This window comes from Bradyrhizobium rifense (genome assembly GCF_008123425.1).
GTDB classification, from domain to species: domain Bacteria; phylum Pseudomonadota; class Alphaproteobacteria; order Rhizobiales; family Xanthobacteraceae; genus Bradyrhizobium; species Bradyrhizobium rifense.
Genome location: NZ_VSSS01000005.1, coordinates 23888 through 35693 on the forward strand (window position 1 = coordinate 23888; position 11806 = coordinate 35693).

At 62.5% G+C, this 11806-nt stretch carries 13 protein-coding genes; 12 read left to right on the top strand and 1 reads right to left on the bottom strand.

What is annotated here, in order from left to right:
- Positions 1 to 128: 128 nt before the first annotated feature.
- Positions 129 to 2156 carry an ABC transporter ATP-binding protein gene (locus FXB40_RS01745; protein ID WP_148770520.1) on the top strand — a complete coding sequence of 676 codons (2028 nt, stop codon included), beginning with the start codon at positions 129 to 131 and terminating at the stop codon, positions 2154 to 2156.
- Here FXB40_RS01745 and FXB40_RS01750 read toward each other — a convergent pair.
- Positions 2069 to 3322 carry an FAD-dependent oxidoreductase gene (locus tag FXB40_RS01750; protein WP_148770521.1) on the bottom strand — a complete coding sequence of 418 codons (1254 nt, stop codon included), beginning with the start codon at positions 3320 to 3322 and terminating at the stop codon, positions 2069 to 2071. The genes FXB40_RS01745 and FXB40_RS01750 overlap by 88 nt on opposite strands.
- 667 nt (positions 3323 to 3989) lie before the next feature.
- On the opposite strand from FXB40_RS01750, the gene rpsL reads away from it, so the two are divergent.
- The 11 genes from rpsL to rplV all read left to right on the top strand — a co-directional run bounded on the left by rpsL (position 3990) and on the right by rplV (position 11803).
- The gene (gene rpsL / locus FXB40_RS01755; RefSeq protein ID WP_007603006.1) at positions 3990 to 4361 is read left to right on the top strand and encodes a 30S ribosomal protein S12; all 372 of its coding nucleotides are present in this window, start codon (positions 3990 to 3992) and stop codon (positions 4359 to 4361) included.
- Positions 4362 to 4376: 15 nt separating this feature from the next.
- Entirely contained in the window at positions 4377 to 4847 is a 471-nt protein-coding gene (rpsG, locus tag FXB40_RS01760; RefSeq protein ID WP_148750332.1) for a 30S ribosomal protein S7, read from the top strand.
- 33 nt (positions 4848 to 4880) lie between these two features.
- A complete protein-coding gene (gene fusA, locus FXB40_RS01765; protein WP_148770522.1) occupies positions 4881 to 6953 on the top strand; it encodes an elongation factor G in 2073 nt (690 codons plus the stop codon).
- A 40-nt stretch (positions 6954 to 6993) separates the two neighbouring features.
- Positions 6994 to 8184 carry an elongation factor Tu gene (tuf, locus tag FXB40_RS01770; RefSeq protein ID WP_148770523.1) on the top strand — a complete coding sequence of 397 codons (1191 nt, stop codon included), beginning with the start codon at positions 6994 to 6996 and terminating at the stop codon, positions 8182 to 8184.
- Positions 8185 to 8266: 82 nt separating this feature from the next.
- Positions 8267 to 8575: a 30S ribosomal protein S10 gene (gene rpsJ / locus FXB40_RS01775; protein WP_002712302.1), complete on the top strand. Its 309-nt coding sequence runs from the start codon at positions 8267 to 8269 to the stop codon at positions 8573 to 8575.
- 53 nt (positions 8576 to 8628) lie between these two features.
- The gene (rplC, locus tag FXB40_RS01780; RefSeq protein WP_148770524.1) at positions 8629 to 9345 is read left to right on the top strand and encodes a 50S ribosomal protein L3; all 717 of its coding nucleotides are present in this window, start codon (positions 8629 to 8631) and stop codon (positions 9343 to 9345) included.
- 1 nt (position 9346) lies between these two features.
- Positions 9347 to 9967, top strand: a complete 621-nt coding sequence (gene rplD, locus FXB40_RS01785) for a 50S ribosomal protein L4 (RefSeq protein ID WP_011088150.1) — start codon at positions 9347 to 9349, stop codon at positions 9965 to 9967.
- The gene (locus tag FXB40_RS01790) at positions 9964 to 10266 is read left to right on the top strand and encodes a 50S ribosomal protein L23 (RefSeq protein ID WP_027535292.1); all 303 of its coding nucleotides are present in this window, start codon (positions 9964 to 9966) and stop codon (positions 10264 to 10266) included. The genes rplD and FXB40_RS01790 overlap by 4 nt, the downstream gene beginning before the upstream one ends.
- A 12-nt stretch (positions 10267 to 10278) precedes the next feature.
- Positions 10279 to 11112: a 50S ribosomal protein L2 gene (gene rplB / locus FXB40_RS01795; protein ID WP_028152985.1), complete on the top strand. Its 834-nt coding sequence runs from the start codon at positions 10279 to 10281 to the stop codon at positions 11110 to 11112.
- Positions 11113 to 11124: 12 nt separating this feature from the next.
- A complete protein-coding gene (gene rpsS / locus FXB40_RS01800; protein WP_008136357.1) occupies positions 11125 to 11403 on the top strand; it encodes a 30S ribosomal protein S19 in 279 nt (92 codons plus the stop codon).
- Between the two features lie 10 nt (positions 11404 to 11413).
- The gene (gene rplV, locus FXB40_RS01805; RefSeq protein WP_011088147.1) at positions 11414 to 11803 is read left to right on the top strand and encodes a 50S ribosomal protein L22; all 390 of its coding nucleotides are present in this window, start codon (positions 11414 to 11416) and stop codon (positions 11801 to 11803) included.
- Positions 11804 to 11806 lie beyond the last annotated feature (3 nt).

Genomic DNA, 11806 nt, shown 5'->3' on the forward strand with positions numbered 1-11806 from the left:
GGACGGATGAGTTCGCCAATTGTTTTGCCGAATTCATCCTAATCGCATAGAATCGGTGGAAGTAGCGGCGTTCCGCTATTTCCCTGCTTTCTCTGCGGTCATGCCGGCCGTCAGCATCGGTTGGTTTCATGGCGTCCAAGCCTCTCTCGCCCGACAAACAGAAGCTCGCCCCGCAAGAGGCGGCCGAACTCGAGGATAAGCTCGCCACCGGTGCCGAGCCGGAGCTGGAAGACGACGAGGACGACGAAGACGACGACGAGCTTGAGCTCGACGACGATGATGACGAGGACCTCGTCGTCTTTACCGCCCGTGAAGCCGCCGGCGCGCTCGCGACCATTCTGGGCTTCGTCAAGCCGTTCCTGTACAACTACAAGCGCATCCTGGGCTACGTGGCGTTCGGCGTTCTGGTCGAGACGCTGTTCAACGTCATCATGCCGCTCAGCTTGAAATATCTGATCGACGACGCGCTCGGCGAGGAGGATTTCCAGGCACTCTACAAGATCCTCGGCGTGCTCGCGGTTGCCGGCATCTTCACCTCGATCGTAGCGGTCTGGTACGAGCGCTGGGACGCGCGGCTCGCAGCCTGCATCATCTCCGACGTCCGCAAGCGCCTGTTCGAGCACGTCCAGGACCTGCCGGCGGCCTATTTCGGCCGCACCAAGCGCGGCGAAATCCTGTCGCGCTTCTCGGTCGACCAGGCTGCCTTCGAGGGCTCGGTCAAGACCTTCGCCAACAGCGCCGCGCTGCCGTTCCTGGAGTTGATCGCCGGCGCCATCTTGATGCTGTTTCTCAACTGGCAGCTCGCCGTGGTCGCGCTCCTGGTGTTTCCGATCACGCTGATCGGCCCGCGCATCCTGACACCGAAGGCGGTGCAGGCCAATTACGAGCAGAAGCTCAATGAAAGCGCGCTGCTCGGCATGGTGCAGGAGAACGTCGCGGCGCAAGCCGTGATCAAGGCGTTCAGCCTGCAACGCAGGATGTTCGGCTTCTTCAATTTCCGCAACGACGAGACCCGCCACAGGATTGCGTCCGCCGCGTTTCTGTCGACCATGGTGGAGCGGACGGTCACCATCTCGGTGCTGTTGTTGCACCTCGTCGTGCTCGCGATCGGCGCTTATCTCGCAACCAAGGGCCAGATCACCATCGGCACCTTCGTCACCTTCGAGAGCGCGTTCTGGGAAGTCTCCTACAACATCGCCCACGTGATGCATTTCATTCCGGTGTCGATCTCCTCGGCCGCCGCGATTCGTCACATCCAGGAGTTGCTCGACGAGCCCACGCGCGGCGCCGACCGTCCGGGTGCGCCCGATCTGCCGCGCATCACCCACGACATCACTTTCGACCATGTGACGTTCCAGTACGAGGGCGGACAGACGCCGGTGCTGGACAATCTCAGCCTCAAGCTCAATGTCGGCAAGAGCATCGCCATCGTCGGGCCTTCGGGCTCTGGCAAGAGCACGCTGCTCAATCTGATCCTGCGGCTCTACGTGCCGGACGAGGGGCGGGTCACCATCGACGGTGTCGACGTGCGCAAGGTGACGCTGGATTCGTTGCGCCGGAGCATGGCGGTGGTGTTTCAGGAGAACATGCTGTTCAACATATCGATCCGCGAGAACATCCGGCTCGGCAAGGAAGGCGCGACCGACGAGGAAGTGGAGGAGGCCGCCAAGAAGGCCGAGATCCACCGTTACATCATGAGCCTGCCGAAGCGGTATGATACACAGGTCGGCGAGCGCGGCGACACCTTGTCGGGCGGCCAGCGCCAACGTATCGCGATCGCCCGCGCGGTCATCCGCAATCCGTCCGTGCTGCTGCTCGACGAAGCGACCTCGGCGCTGGACCAGACCACCGAGGCTGCGATCAACCGCACATTGCTGAAGGTCGCCAAGGGCCGCACCATGATCTGGTCGACGCACCGCCTCTCCTCGGTGGTCGAGATGGACGAGATCATCGTAATTTCAGGGGGCAGGGCGATCGAGCGCGGTTCCCATGCCGAGCTGCTCGCCAAGGACGGCACCTACCGCAAGCTGTGGAACGACCAGACCCATCAGCCGCATAGCGCGGCGGCTCAGGCCGACGACGACAGCGAAGACGACGAAGACGACGAGGACGACCTCGACGAGGATGATGAGGGCGAGGACGATGAGGAGGAGTGACCGAGGAAGTTCGGCTCCAGATGGACCACGCCTCCCAGTCGCCGCAATAATCCCTGGCTCGACCACGCCATGAAGCGCGCCCAGCGCTGCGCGGTCCAGTACGGGCTCGTCGCAATCGACACCGAGCGGAAATCGAAGGCTTTCGCCGCCGACCATTCGTCGCAGGCCCGCTTGACCGGGTCGGCGTAGAAGGCGGCGATCTTGTCCGCATCCATCCCGTCGGACGCCAACCATTGCGGGATGTGGACGTTGCAGAGCCGCTCGACATCGGTGAATACCCTGTCGCAGCCGGTGCCTGCGACCGGGCAGGAGGTGGCGAAGGCATCGCCCACCAGCGCCACGCCGGGCTGATGGCTGGCATCGTTCACATAGAGATCGACCGGGCGGATCTTCAGCTCGCCTTGAATGTCGAAGGCGCCGGTGATGTGTTTGAGCCGCGGCAGGGCGGCGTCCAGCGTCGCGGCCGGCGCGCGGCGCAGCTCGCGCAGCCAGGGATCGTCGAAGCTGCGGTACACGAACAGGTTGGCGCGCATCCGCGTGCCGATTGGAAACAGCGTGATGTAGGGGATGCGGTCGCTCGGCCGCTCCGAGAAATAGGTCAGGGCCGGGAAGTCGAACGAATTCCGCCCGGCCGGCACGACGTCGAATCCGATCGAGATCGAATGGCAGGCGCTGATGATGTTTCGCGTGATGCCAAGCTGGTGGCGCAGGCCGACATTCAGGCCGTTGGCGAGCACGACCAGGCGGGCCGAGATCGTCTCGTCATTGGCGAGCGCGATTCTCGACCGCTCCGCGCTGGTCTCGACCGACACCGCCTTGGTCCAGATTCGCTCGACGGTTTCGGGAATCTCGTCGCGGATCGCGTTAACCAGGGAATCGTAGGGGATGTTGAACTGCCGGCTCGGAGCCTTGTCGAGGAGATGCCCGAACCGCGCGATCCAGTTCTCGCCGGAGAAGGTCGCCCGGCGCAGCACTGAGTCGGCGATTCCCGTCCGCTCGAATCGCTCGACCTGTCCGTGACCGCTGAGTTTTTCGACGCGAAAATCGGCCGGATAGGTCTCATGCGGGTCGATCAGTACCGCCGAAATGCCGGCACGCCCGAGCATCGCGGCGGCGGTCGAGCCGGCAAGTCCCCCGCCAATAATGGCAATATCGGTGTACCGCATGGCGCTTGTCTCTGCCGAAGAGGGCAGATTGACGCATCAAGGGGAAAAAAAGCCTTAGCGCGGGTTATAAAAGTATATTTCTTCCGGGTATAATTGCCGCCGGGACTGGCGGAACCGGGACTTCGATCCCATATCGGGGAGGCGCGAGAAGAGGGCGAACAGCTTTTCTTCAGGCGCGATAAGCGCTTTCCGATGGTCATTTCACCTTGACTTGACCGATTCTCACTTATAGAAAGCGCCTCACTTGACGACAGGCGGTGAGCATCGCCAAACGTCGGAACGGGCCACCCGTTTGATCCCTCTGGGGTCGCAGAACGGGCACCAACCTCGACGAATGCCGCTCAAACGCTGTCGATTATAGCTAGGCAATGCCAGTGCGATTCTAGATCTCTTGAGCTCGCTCTCTAGAGATCGAATTCGGATGCATGACCTCGGTGCGCGGGCCGCAGCTCTACGCTGATCGGCCTGAAGACTGCGGTCCTCTGTGGCGTCGTAACGCTTTCCGCTCAGTGATTGAGCGGTTGGCGCGATTTCGCTTTGTGCGGATTGTTCCGTGTGAGGCGGGCCCCGTCGGGCGGGTAGCTCGAAAGAATTTGCGGTCCCGGTAACGGGCCGCGGCAAGACAGCGGACCCGCAAGGGACTGCGATAACAAAGGGTAAGGCCAGGATGCCGACGATCAACCAGCTGATCGCTCAACCGCGTGAAGTGCAGAAGTCGCGCAAGAAGGTGCCGGCGCTGCAGCAGTCGCCGCAGAAGCGTGGTGTTTGCACCCGCGTCTACACCACGACCCCGAAGAAGCCGAACTCGGCGCTTCGTAAGGTTGCCAAGGTGCGCCTGACCAACGGCTTCGAGGTGATCGGCTACATCCCGGGTGAAGGCCATAACCTTCAGGAACACTCGGTGGTCATGATCCGCGGCGGTCGCGTCAAGGACTTGCCCGGCGTGCGCTACCACATCCTCCGCGGCGTTCTGGATACCCAGGGCGTCAAGAACCGTAAGCAGCGTCGTTCGAAGTACGGCGCCAAGCGTCCGAAGTAAGCGGGAACCAGCTCAATGTCTCGTCGCCACTCAGCGGAAAAGCGCGAAGTTCTTCCCGATCCGAAGTTCGGGAACATCATCGTCACGAAGTTCATGAACTCGGTGATGTACGCCGGCAAGAAGTCGGTCGCCGAAGGCATCGTCTATGGTGCATTCGGTCTCATCGAATCCAAGACCAAGCAGAACCCGCTCGGCGTGTTCGAGCAGGCACTCGAGAACGTCATGCCGACGATCGAAGTGCGCTCCCGCCGCGTCGGCGGCGCGACCTACCAGGTCCCGGTGGAAGTTCGCTCGGTGCGCCGTCAGGCGCTGGGCATTCGTTGGCTGATCTCGGCTGCGCGCGAGCGCAACGAGAAGACGATGACCGAGCGGCTCTCGGCTGAGCTCCTGGACGCGTCGAACAATCGTGGCAACGCCGTCAAGAAGCGTGAAGACGTGCACCGGATGGCGGAAGCCAACCGTGCCTTCTCGCACTATCGCTGGTAACGGCGAAACAAACGGACTCGCAAGGAACAGCCCATGCCCCGCCAACATGCCATCGAAGACTACCGTAACTTCGGTATCATGGCGCATATCGACGCCGGCAAGACCACCACGACCGAGCGCATCCTCTATTACACCGGCAAGAGCCACAAGATCGGCGAAGTGCACGAAGGTGCCGCGACGATGGACTGGATGGAGCAGGAGCAGGAGCGTGGCATCACGATCACCTCGGCTGCGACCACCGCGTTCTGGGCTGGTAAGCGCCTGAACATCATCGACACCCCCGGCCACGTCGACTTCACCATCGAAGTCGAGCGTTCGCTGCGCGTGCTCGACGGCGCCGTTTGCGTGCTCGACTCGAACCAGGGCGTTGAGCCCCAGACCGAGACCGTCTGGCGTCAGGGCGACAAGTACAAGGTTCCGCGCATCGTCTTCGCCAACAAGATGGACAAGACCGGCGCCGACTTCTTCAAGTGCCTGGCCGACATCGTTGACCGCCTCGGTGCCAAGCCGATCGCGATCCAGCTTCCGATCGGCGCCGAGAACAACTTCAAGGGTCTCGTCGACCTCGTGAAGATGAAGGGCATCGTCTGGAACGACGAGTCGCTCGGCGCGAAGTTCGACTATGTCGACATTCCGGAAGATCTTGTCGAGCAGGCCAAGGAATACCGCGAGAAGATGGTGGAAGCCGCCGTCGAGCTCGACGACGATGCTTTGGCTGCCTTCCTCGACGGCAACGAGCCGGACGAAGCGACGCTGAAGCGGCTGATCCGCAAGGCGGTGCTGACCGGCGCGTTCTATCCCGTGCTGTGTGGCTCGGCCTTCAAGAACAAGGGCGTGCAGCCGCTGCTCGACGCCGTCGTCGATTATCTGCCGTCGCCGATCGACGTGCCCGCGATCAAGGGCACCGATGACCGCGGCAACGAGGTCCTTCGCAAGGCCGACGACAAGGAGCCGCTCGCGCTGCTCGCGTTCAAGATCATGGACGACCCGTTCGTCGGCACCATCACCTTCTGCCGCATCTACTCCGGCGTTCTCCAGAGCGGCACCGGCGTCGTGAACTCGACCCGCGAGAAGAAGGAGCGCATCGGGCGCATGCTGCTGATGCATGCGAACAACCGCGAAGACATCAAGGAAGCCTATGCCGGCGACATCGTCGCGCTGGCCGGCCTGAAGGAAGCGCGCACCGGTGACACGCTGTGCGATCCCGACAAGCAGGTGATCCTGGAAAAGATGGAATTCCCCGAGCCGGTCATCGAGATCGCGATCGAGCCGAAGTCCAAGGCCGACCAGGAAAAGCTGGGCGTGGCGCTGGCGAAGCTCGCTGCGGAGGATCCGTCCTTCCGCGTGTCGACCGACCAGGAGTCCGGCCAGACCATCCTCAAGGGCATGGGCGAACTCCATCTCGACATCAAGGTCGACATCCTTCGCCGCACCTACAAGGTCGACGCGAACATCGGCGCGCCGCAGGTGGCGTTCCGTGAGCGCGTGACCAAGAAGGCCGAGGTCAAGTACACCCACAAGAAGCAGACCGGCGGTACCGGTCAGTTCGCCGAAGTGTCGATCGTCGTCGAGCCGAACGAGCCCGGCAAGGGCTACGAGTTCGAGTCGAAGATCGTCGGCGGCGCGGTGCCGAAGGAATACATCCCCGGCGTCGAAAAGGGCCTCAACAGCGTGATGGGCGCTGGCGTGGTCGCGGGCTTCCCCGTGGTCGACGTCAAGGTTCAGCTCGTTGACGGCAAGTATCACGACGTCGACTCGTCGGCGCTCGCCTTCGAAATCGCATCGCGCGCGGCATTCCGCGAAGCGCTGCAGAAGGGCAAGTCCGTCCTGCTCGAGCCGATCATGAAGGTCGAAGTGGTGACCCCGGAAGACTACACCGGCTCGGTTATCGGCGACCTGAATTCCCGGCGCGGTCAGATCCAGGGGCAGGACATGCGCGGCAACGCCAACGTCATCAATGCGATGGTGCCGCTCATGAACATGTTCGGTTACGTGAATAACCTGCGCTCGATGAGCCAGGGTCGCGCAACCTTCACCATGCAGTTCGACCACTACGCAGAAGCGCCGGCCAACGTGTCGGCAGAAGTCCAGAAGAAGTTTGCCTGATTGTCGTCGGTCTCGAACTGACGATTGAACGGAGAGTCAAATGGCCAAAGCAAAGTTTGAACGTAACAAGCCCCACTGCAACATCGGCACCATCGGTCACGTCGACCATGGCAAGACCTCGCTGACCGCGGCGATCACCAAGATCCTCGCCGAAACCGGTGGCGCGACGTTCACGGCGTACGACCAGATCGACAAGGCGCCGGAAGAGAAGGCGCGCGGCATCACGATCTCGACCGCGCACGTCGAGTACGAGACCAAGAACCGCCACTACGCCCACGTCGACTGCCCGGGCCACGCCGACTACGTGAAGAACATGATCACCGGCGCCGCCCAGATGGACGGTGCGATCCTGGTCGTGTCGGCCGCTGACGGCCCGATGCCGCAGACCCGCGAGCACATCCTGCTCGCCCGCCAGGTCGGCGTTCCCGCGCTCGTCGTGTTCCTCAACAAGTGCGACATGGTCGACGATCCGGAGCTGCTCGAGCTCGTCGAGCTCGAAGTCCGCGAATTGCTCTCGAAGTACGACTTCCCGGGCGACAAGATCCCGATCATCAAGGGTTCGGCGCTCGCCGCTCTCGAAGACAGCGACAAGAAGCTCGGCCACGACGCCATCCTCGAGTTGATGAAGAACGTCGACGAGTACATCCCGCAGCCGGAGCGTCCGATCGACCAGCCGTTCCTGATGCCGGTTGAAGACGTGTTCTCGATCTCGGGCCGCGGCACCGTCGTGACCGGCCGTGTCGAGCGCGGCATCGTCAAGGTCGGCGAGGAAATCGAGATCGTCGGTCTCCGTGCGACCCAGAAGACCACCGTCACCGGCGTCGAAATGTTCCGCAAGCTGCTCGATCAGGGCCAGGCCGGCGACAACATCGGTGCGCTGCTCCGCGGCACCAAGCGCGAAGACGTCGAGCGCGGCCAGGTGCTGTGCAAGCCGGGTTCGGTCAAGCCGCACACCAAGTTCAAGGCTGAGGCTTACATCCTCACCAAGGAAGAGGGCGGTCGCCACACCCCGTTCTTCACCAACTACCGTCCGCAGTTCTACTTCCGCACCACCGACGTGACCGGTGTCGTGCATCTGCCGGAAGGTACCGAGATGGTGATGCCGGGCGACAACATCGCGATGGAAGTGCACCTGATCGTGCCGATCGCGATGGAAGAGAAGCTCCGCTTCGCGATCCGCGAAGGTGGCCGTACCGTCGGCGCCGGCGTCGTCGCTTCGATCATCGAGTAATTACGAGAATAGGGATCGGCGAGTAGCGGATGGTGACATTCGCTATTCGCTATTCGCCACCCAACGAAGAAAGACCACGGCAATGAACGGCCAAAATATTCGTATCCGTCTCAAGGCGTTCGACCATCGTATCCTAGATACGTCGACCCGCGAGATCGTGAACACGGCGAAGCGCACCGGTGCGCAGGTTCGCGGACCCATTCCGCTGCCCACCCGCATCGAGAAGTTCACCGTCAACCGTTCGCCCCACGTCGACAAGAAGAGCCGTGAACAGTTCGAGATGCGCACTCACAAGCGTCTGCTCGACATCGTCGATCCGACCCCGCAGACCGTCGATGCTTTGATGAAGCTCGACCTGGCCGCCGGTGTCGACGTCGAGATCAAGCTCTAAGATTTTTGGATCACGTTCGCCACTAGCGGACAGAAAGAACAGGAAGCACGCCGATGCGCTCCGGAGTGATCGCACAAAAGGTCGGGATGACGCGGGTCTTTACAGAGGCCGGCGAACATATCCCCGTGACCGTGCTGAAGCTCGGCAATTGCCAGGTCGTAGGCCACCGCACTGAAGAGAAGAACGGTTATGTCGCGCTCCAGCTTGGTTCTGGCAGCCGCAAGACCGTGTACATGCCCAAGGCAGAGCGCGGCCAGTTCGCGGTCGCCAAGGTCGAGCCGAAGCGGCAGGTCGAGGAATTCCGCGTTTCCGCGGATGCCATGATCCCCGTGGGCGCCGAGATCCTCGCCGACCACTTCGTCGTCGGCCAGTTCGTCGACGTCACCGGCACCTCGGTCGGTAAGGGCTTCGCCGGCGGTATGAAGCGCTGGAACTTCGGCGGTCTGCGCGCCACGCACGGCGTGTCGGTCTCGCATCGCTCGATCGGTTCGACCGGTGGTCGTCAGGATCCCGGCAAGACCTGGAAGAACAAGAAGATGCCCGGCCACATGGGTGTCGATCGCATCACCACGCTCAACCTCCGTGTTGTTCAGCTCGACGTCGAGCGTGGCCTGATCCTCGTCGAAGGCGCCGTTCCTGGCTCCAAGGGTGGCTGGATCCGCGTGCGCGACGCCGTCAAGAAGCCGCTGCCGAAGGAAGCTCCGAAGCCCGGCAAGTTCAAGGTTGCAGGCGGCGAAGCGGAAGCCTCGGCCCAGCAAGAGGGTGCGTGAGATGGAATTGAAGGTCACCACCCTCGAGGGTAAGGAAGCGGGCTCGGTCCAGCTCTCCGACGCCATTTTCGGCCTTGAGCCGCGCCAGGACATCATTGCGCGTTGCGTGCAGTGGCAGCTTAACAAGCGTCAGGCCGGAACTCACAAGGCCAAGGGCCGCGCCGAGATCTGGCGCACCGGCAAGAAGATGTACAAGCAGAAGGGCACCGGCGGTGCTCGTCACGGCTCGGCTCGCGTGCCGCAGTTCCGCGGCGGCGGTCGTGCCTTCGGTCCGGTCGTGCGTTCGCACGCCACCGACCTGCCGAAGAAGGTCCGTGCGCTCGCTCTCAAGCATGCGCTCTCGGCAAAGGCCAAGGACGGCGATCTGCTCGTGATCGACAAGGCCGCGCTGGAAGCCGCCAAGACCAAGGCGCTGCTCGGTCACTTCTCGGGTCTCGGCCTGACCAATGCGCTGATCATCGACGGTGCCGAGCTCAACAACGGCTTTGCCGCTGCGGCCCGCAACATCCCGAACATGGACGTGCTGCCGATCCAGGGCATCAACGTCTATGACATCCTGCGCCGTCAGAAGCTTGTTCTGACCAAGGCCGCCATCGATGCGCTGGAGGCGCGCTTCAAATGACGAAGAACATCGAGGCTCGCCATTACGACGTGATCGTCGCCCCGGTCGTCACCGAAAAGGCGACGCTGGCGTCCGAGCACAACAAGGTTCTGTTCAAGGTGGCCGCGAAGGCGACCAAGCCGCAGATCAAGGAAGCGATCGAGAAGCTGTTTGACGTCAAGGTCAAGAGCGTCAACACGCTGGTCCGCAAGGGCAAGACCAAGGTCTTCCGCGGCAATCTCGGCTCGCAGTCGAACACCAAGCGCGCGATCGTGACCCTCGAAGAGGGTCATCGGATCGACGTGACCACCGGTCTGTAAGGTCGCACGACGATGGCACTGAAGAAATTCAATCCCACGACACCGGGCCAGCGCCAGCTGGTCATGGTCGATCGTTCTGCCCTCTACAAGGGCAAGCCGGTCAAGGCGCTCACCGAAGGCAAGCACTCCTCGGGCGGTCGTAACAACACCGGTCGCATCACCGTGCGCTTCCGCGGCGGCGGTCACAAGCAGACCCTGCGCATCGTCGACTTCAAGCGCGACAAGGTCGATGCGCCCGCAACCGTCGAGCGGCTGGAATACGATCCGAACCGCACCGCGTTCATCGCGCTGGTCAAGTACGAAGACGGCACTCAGGCCTATATCCTGGCGCCGCAGCGCCTGGCGGTCGGCGATTCCGTGGTGGCCGGCAACTATGTCGACGTGAAGCCGGGCAACGTCATGCCGCTCGGCAACATGCCGGTCGGCACGATCATCCATAACATCGAGGTCAAGATCGGGAAGGGCGGCCAGCTCGCCCGTTCCGCCGGCACCTACGCCCAGCTCGTCGGTCGCGACCATGACTACGTCATCATCCGCCTGAACTCGGGTGAGCAGCGCCTGGTGCATGGCCGTTGCCGCGGCACGATCGGCGCGGTGTCGAACCCGGACCACATGAACACCTCGATCGGCAAGGCCGGCCGGAATCGTTGGCTGGGCCGCAAGCCGCATAACCGCGGCGTTTCGATGAACCCGATCGACCATCCGCACGGCGGTGGTGAAGGTCGTACCTCGGGCGGTCGTCACCCGGTCACCCCGTGGGGCAAGCCGACCAAGGGCAAGAAGACCCGCAGCAACAAGTCGACCAACAAATTCATTCTCCTAAGCCGCCACAAGCGGAAGAAGTAAGGAACGCCGGACATGGTTCGTTCAGTCTGGAAAGGCCCGTTCGTCGAGGGTTCTCTGCTCAAGAAGGCAGATGCCGCGCGCGCGTCCGGCCGTCACGACGTCATCAAGATCTGGAGCCGTCGCTCGACGATCCTGCCGCAATTCGTTGGCCTGACCTTCGGCGTTTACAACGGTCAGAAGCACGTGCCGGTGGCCGTCAACGAGGAAATGGTCGGTCACAAGTTTGGTGAGTTTTCGCCGACCCGGACCTTCCATGGCCACTCGGGCGACAAGAAAGCCAAGAAGGCTTGAGGATTAAACGATGAGCAAACCTAAGCGCGAACGGAGCCTCGCCGAGAACGAGGCCAAGGCGGTCGCCCGGATGCTGCGGGTGAGCCCGCAGAAGCTCAACCTGGTCGCCCAGCTCATTCGCGGCCGGAAGGCTGCCGCTGCGCTCGCCGACCTGCAGTTTTCGCGCAAGCGGATCGCGGTTGACGTGAAGAAGTGTCTGGAATCGGCTATCGCCAATGCCGAGAACAACCACGACCTCGACGTCGACGATCTCGTCGTGGCGCAGGCCTTCGTCGGTAACGGCCTCGTGATGAAGCGCTTTGCCGCCCGCGGCCGTGGCCGCTCGGGCCGTGTCTACAAACCATTTTCGCAGCTGACGATCATTGTTCGTCAGGTCGAAGCCGAAGCAGCAGCGGCTTAAGGG

Coding starts and splice junctions, on each gene's coding strand:
- rplV (WP_011088147.1), top strand. CDS start 11,414: ATGAGCAAACCTAAGCGCGAACGGAGCCTCGCCGAGAACGAGGCCAAG.
- FXB40_RS01790 (WP_027535292.1), top strand. CDS start 9,964: ATGACGAAGAACATCGAGGCTCGCCATTACGACGTGATCGTCGCCCCG.
- rplC (WP_148770524.1), top strand. CDS start 8,629: ATGCGCTCCGGAGTGATCGCACAAAAGGTCGGGATGACGCGGGTCTTT.
- rpsJ (WP_002712302.1), top strand. CDS start 8,267: ATGAACGGCCAAAATATTCGTATCCGTCTCAAGGCGTTCGACCATCGT.
- fusA (WP_148770522.1), top strand. CDS start 4,881: ATGCCCCGCCAACATGCCATCGAAGACTACCGTAACTTCGGTATCATG.
- rpsG (WP_148750332.1), top strand. CDS start 4,377: ATGTCTCGTCGCCACTCAGCGGAAAAGCGCGAAGTTCTTCCCGATCCG.
- rplD (WP_011088150.1), top strand. CDS start 9,347: ATGGAATTGAAGGTCACCACCCTCGAGGGTAAGGAAGCGGGCTCGGTC.
- rplB (WP_028152985.1), top strand. CDS start 10,279: ATGGCACTGAAGAAATTCAATCCCACGACACCGGGCCAGCGCCAGCTG.
- FXB40_RS01745 (WP_148770520.1), top strand. CDS start 129: ATGGCGTCCAAGCCTCTCTCGCCCGACAAACAGAAGCTCGCCCCGCAA.
- rpsL (WP_007603006.1), top strand. CDS start 3,990: ATGCCGACGATCAACCAGCTGATCGCTCAACCGCGTGAAGTGCAGAAG.
- tuf (WP_148770523.1), top strand. CDS start 6,994: ATGGCCAAAGCAAAGTTTGAACGTAACAAGCCCCACTGCAACATCGGC.
- rpsS (WP_008136357.1), top strand. CDS start 11,125: ATGGTTCGTTCAGTCTGGAAAGGCCCGTTCGTCGAGGGTTCTCTGCTC.
- FXB40_RS01750 (WP_148770521.1), bottom strand. CDS start 3,322: ATGCGGTACACCGATATTGCCATTATTGGCGGGGGACTTGCCGGCTCG.